Source organism: Flavobacterium tibetense (assembly GCF_003293845.1).
GTDB classification, from domain to species: domain Bacteria; phylum Bacteroidota; class Bacteroidia; order Flavobacteriales; family Flavobacteriaceae; genus Flavobacterium; species Flavobacterium tibetense.
The window spans coordinates 1-4,458 of the sequence record NZ_QLST01000031.1 but is presented as its reverse complement, the minus strand read 5'-3'; the positions used below and the strand labels follow the sequence as shown (position 1 = coordinate 4,458).

Here is a 4,458-nt window from a genome sequence, read left to right as displayed (position 1 = left end):
TTCCTTTATTGTAAACGGGCACAAATCCAAAGCCAAGTAACGTAAAGTTAGAGGGTTTTCTAATCCCACTCTTTTCCTCGTTGATGGTTAGTTTGAGCTTGTTCTTAAGGAACTTTTCAATCACTACGCTCGTAGCTTTCGCTTGATTATGGCTCTTGCAGTAGATACTAAAATCATCAGCGTAACGAACGAATTTATGTCCTCTTCGGGTCATTTCTTTATCCAATTGATGGAGTAAGATGTTAGACAATAGTGGGCTTAAAGGAGAACCTTGCGGAACGCCTTTTCTTCGTTTTCGTAGCTTTCCGTTGATTTTAATCGGTGCTCGAAGCCATTTGCGAATGAGTTGCATTGTGGTTTTGCATTTCACTTTTTGAAACAACAAATTCAGAAGTAAACAATGGTCAACTTCATCAAAGAAATTTTTCAAGTCAATATCCACAATGTGGTTCAGTCCTGAATGGATGTAGTCCCGTGCTTGTCCAACGGCTTGTCGGGCATTTTTGTTAGGTCTAAATCCAAAACTGCTGGGTTTGAATTCGGGTTCAAATAAAGGTGCGATGCTTTGTGAAACCGCTTGTTGCAACACTCGTTCGCTTGTTGTGGGAACTCCCAATAATCGGGTTTTTCCGTTGCCTTTGGGAATTTCTATTCCTAAAATGGGTTGAATTTGATAATTTCCTTGTTTTATTTCCATAATTAACTGGTCTTTCTTTTCTGGGAATACCTTGCGGAGTTCTTTGATAGAAACGCCATCAACACCTGCACTACCTTTATTGGCAATGACGTGTTCCAATGCTTTTTGAAAGTTGTATGGATGTACTACTTTTTCAATCATCTTAGTTTTGTTTTAACCTGTTTTCGTTAAGTAGGGCTATCTACCTAGGCAAGATTCCATTACTTATTGAAAACCTCTTTGCGTTCAGTCCTTCCTTGTTTGTGAGACCTGTGCGGTATCTATTCACACCTCGTTGCTTTCAAGTACTATGACCTCTGCTGACTTCTCTTTGTGATTAACTCGTAATCTAAGAGACCTCCCCTAGTAACCGCTTTTTCCTTCCGTCTATTCCTGGTACATCTACATGACAGTAATCTGATTTAGTAGCATGTTCAGAACACTGTTTTGGACTTCGTATTGCTGTGGATACTCATCCTTACTGCTATGCCTCTTATGTACTTTCTGTTCGTCAGTACAGACTTTTGCCGTTTGACTTCCTTCAGTGCATACCTCGCGGTAAACCACCTTGTCACGTACTAAACCTTCGAGACGTTACTCTCGCGGTTAAGGGACTCACACCCTCTGGAAAAATAACACCCCGAAAATTAGTTTTTGTAGTCAAAATTTGTATTTTTGAACTATTTGAAAAGCTTTCGGGGTGTGTCCTGCATATGCAGGGCACACACAGCGTATATAACTTATGGCGGGGAAAGTGGTAAATTCAAGCTTTGAGCTTTTAGGTAAGTTTGGTGCAAGCCGACAACAAAGTGCTTCGAAAACCGCCACAAGTCATATACGCAAAACGTTACCCACAATTATGAAGAAGATACTGCACATATTGACAATCATACTTATTCCATTTACTGTTTTAGGACAAGAAGAATATTTATCAAGATTATCAATTTTAGGCGGAGTATCAGAACTTGGAATTTCACCATCAGAAGAAATTTGGGTAGCAACAAAAGCGGGAAATGTTTATTACACCAAGCAAATTGGCGAACTATGGCATATTGGACCTTTTGGTTCGCTTGACCCTTACAATTTTAGTTCAGGAAAGACATTTGAGAGATTAAACTTTTTCTCTGAAGATACTATGATGATTTCAGGGTTTATTCAAGAAGGTGGAAAGCAAGACTTTGTTTTTTGGTCAGGGAATCACGGAAAGACTTGGGAAAAAGTAATATTCGGGAAAAGTAGTTGGATTGATGCTGCTTACATTAACGATAATGGAAAAGCTTGGATGAGTGGAAATTCTCAACTTATTTACTATAGTGAAAATTACGGCGAAACTTGGAAAAGCTTTGATAAAGCAGGAAACGAAAATTCATTAAGATTTTCGACAATTCACTTTGCTAAAGATGAAAAAACAGGCTTGTTTGGCTCTTTTTGGAACGTACTCTACAAAACGACTGATAATTGCCAAAGTTGGGAAAAACTACCTACACCTTTAAGTCAAGGAAAGTATCAAAGACTTTCAAAAGAAGATCGACCAGATATAAGGAAAATAAGAGTTTTTGGAAATTACTATATTATTAATCAACAAGGTAGAGTATTTATAACCAAATCTAATTCTATTGATTGGTTGTACTTGCCAAATGTAGCTGATTTTGAAATTACCGAAAATGAAAACCTTTACACAATTAATCAGGATTTGAGCATAAGTCTATATAATAGTGACTTTTATAAAACTTGGCAGTCTGAGAAAACTGTCGAAAATAATCCAAGAGCAATTGGAGTAAGAAATAACAACCTTTTCGTTTTAACCTTTGAAAGTATTTATAAGATTAATAGTATTGACTTTACAGTTTCTCAATTATTTACAAATGAAATTCCCATTCAAGAACCCTATTTGAAGCTTCAATTTGAAGGCGAAGAATATGGATTTGAGAACAAAGATATATTGCACTTTGATAAAAAGAAAAAAGCTTGGTATCATTTTATGAACGTGGACTTTTCAATCGCTAATGCTTCCTTATTTGATAGCAAAATTGTATTGGCAGACCGAAGTTTAAATAATCAATACAATTTTGACCCAAAAGAAAAGTCAGTTAATAAATATAGTTTGCCTGAAAGTCTTTTTTCTAATCTCTTAGTTAAGGAATTACATTTTGAAAATGGCAGTCAAGGTTGTTTCCATTCTAATAATTCATTAAGGTCTTACATTAAAAAAGGCGACAAATTTGTAGTTGATAAAAAAACAAAATCTTCAAAATATCTTTCCCGTGCAATTAGCGAAATAAACGCAGACAAAATAGAACAGATTATTGAGATAATTGATAAATCAAGATTTGAAAAGGTTTCATTGATAGATTTGAAAATTACAGATAGCGAAATAAAAGAATTCAAGAAGTTTATTGACAAGGAAGAACAACGTATAAAGAAATCAGGTATAGACCGTTTTGACTTTGATAATTTGTATTCATTTCCAGGAGAAAACACCGATTTCAATTTTTACAAGTCAATTGCCGACTCATTATTCACTTTAAGCGAAGAAGAAATCAATAATGCCTTTTGGCAAGCTTACGGAAATTGGAGTACTACGACAGATTGGAGAAGAATTATTTTTGTATTTCAAAACGGGAAAAAATTAATAATTGAAAACTCTGACGACAAACCAAATTATCTATATACTCCTTGGATAGTTGACTTTGAAGGATTAAAATTCCGAACTAACTCTATACTCTTTGGACAACAAATAGATGAAATAACAAACGGCCATTTTTTTAAGGAAATTGCACGAGATAAGAATTATGCAATCTTCAAAATTGCTGAATATATGTACAGAAAGAAATTAAATGAAAAATAACTGTGGGTAACAGCGGTAACTGTTGCATAACTACCATTTTTTAAATAAAATTTCAAAAAACATAAAATTCCGAACTCGTTTAAGCACTTTTAAGCGAGGTTTTATTTTAGTTCATGTACAAAATTCTAATTTTTAGAAAGCTTAAAATTGAGTTATTGTTGTCTAAAAAGACCGTTTTTATAAAAGCAAAGTACTTCCCTTGTTTTAGGGAAATAACTTGGGCTAAAACACTTGGTTTTTTGATGGTAAAACGCAAGTATTTCTTCAAGTTGTAGGTTAAACTTGCCATGAGTACATGTTTGTTTGCGTTTTTGATGCCTCGGGTGTTGACTCGTTTCATGTTCGTGAAGTTGACCAAGGTTCCAATCACAGGTTCGACTGTTTTACTTCGTATTCTCGACATCTTTTTGGCATATTTGGCATTTTGTGTGAGTTTTTGATGCATACGGTCGTAATGTTCTTTGTGGATGCTATCGTCTAGCTTTTTAAACTTAGTGCTTTTGCCACAACATTGTTCTCTGAGTGGGCAGTTTTTACAGTCACTCTCGCTGCTTCGGTACGTGCGTTTGGTGTAGCCTTTACTATCCGTTTTTTCGCCTTTGAAAAGGAGTTTGGCTTGGTTGCCTTCGGGTTTAGTGCATTGGTAATAATTTTCCTCTTTGTTGAAGGTAAAACCTTCGCGCTCGGGTTTGTATTGCCCGAAGTTAGGAATGTAGGCATCAATATTTTTTTTATGTAAATACGCCAACGCTTCGCCACTGCTGTAACCGCCATCGGCTAAAAGTTCTTCTAATTCAATGTCGTTTTCGTTTAGGTTTTCTTCGATAAGTTCCACAATTTTTTCTAAACATTGACTATCGCGCTTGTCTGCAAAATCAGAACACGCTCCAGTAATAACATGGTGTGCATCGTCTACTGCGATTTGTCCAAAATA

The 4,458-nt window shown here is 35.6% G+C and carries 3 protein-coding genes; 1 reads left to right on the top strand and 2 read right to left on the bottom strand.

What is annotated here, in order from left to right; translation table 11 throughout:
* On the bottom strand, positions 1 to 838 hold an 838-nt coding region (gene ltrA, locus DPN68_RS12900; protein ID WP_113988696.1), incomplete at its 3' end, for a group II intron reverse transcriptase/maturase.
* Between the two features lie 697 nt (positions 839 to 1,535).
* Here ltrA and DPN68_RS12890 point away from each other — a divergent pair.
* A complete protein-coding gene (locus tag DPN68_RS12890; RefSeq protein ID WP_157958511.1) occupies positions 1,536 to 3,524 on the top strand; it encodes a VPS10 domain-containing protein in 1,989 nt (662 codons plus the stop codon).
* Positions 3,525 to 3,630: 106 nt separating this feature from the next.
* Here DPN68_RS12890 and DPN68_RS12885 read toward each other — a convergent pair.
* Positions 3,631 to 4,458 (bottom strand): transposase (locus DPN68_RS12885; protein WP_157958503.1); only part of this gene is annotated, 828 nt, incomplete at its 5' end.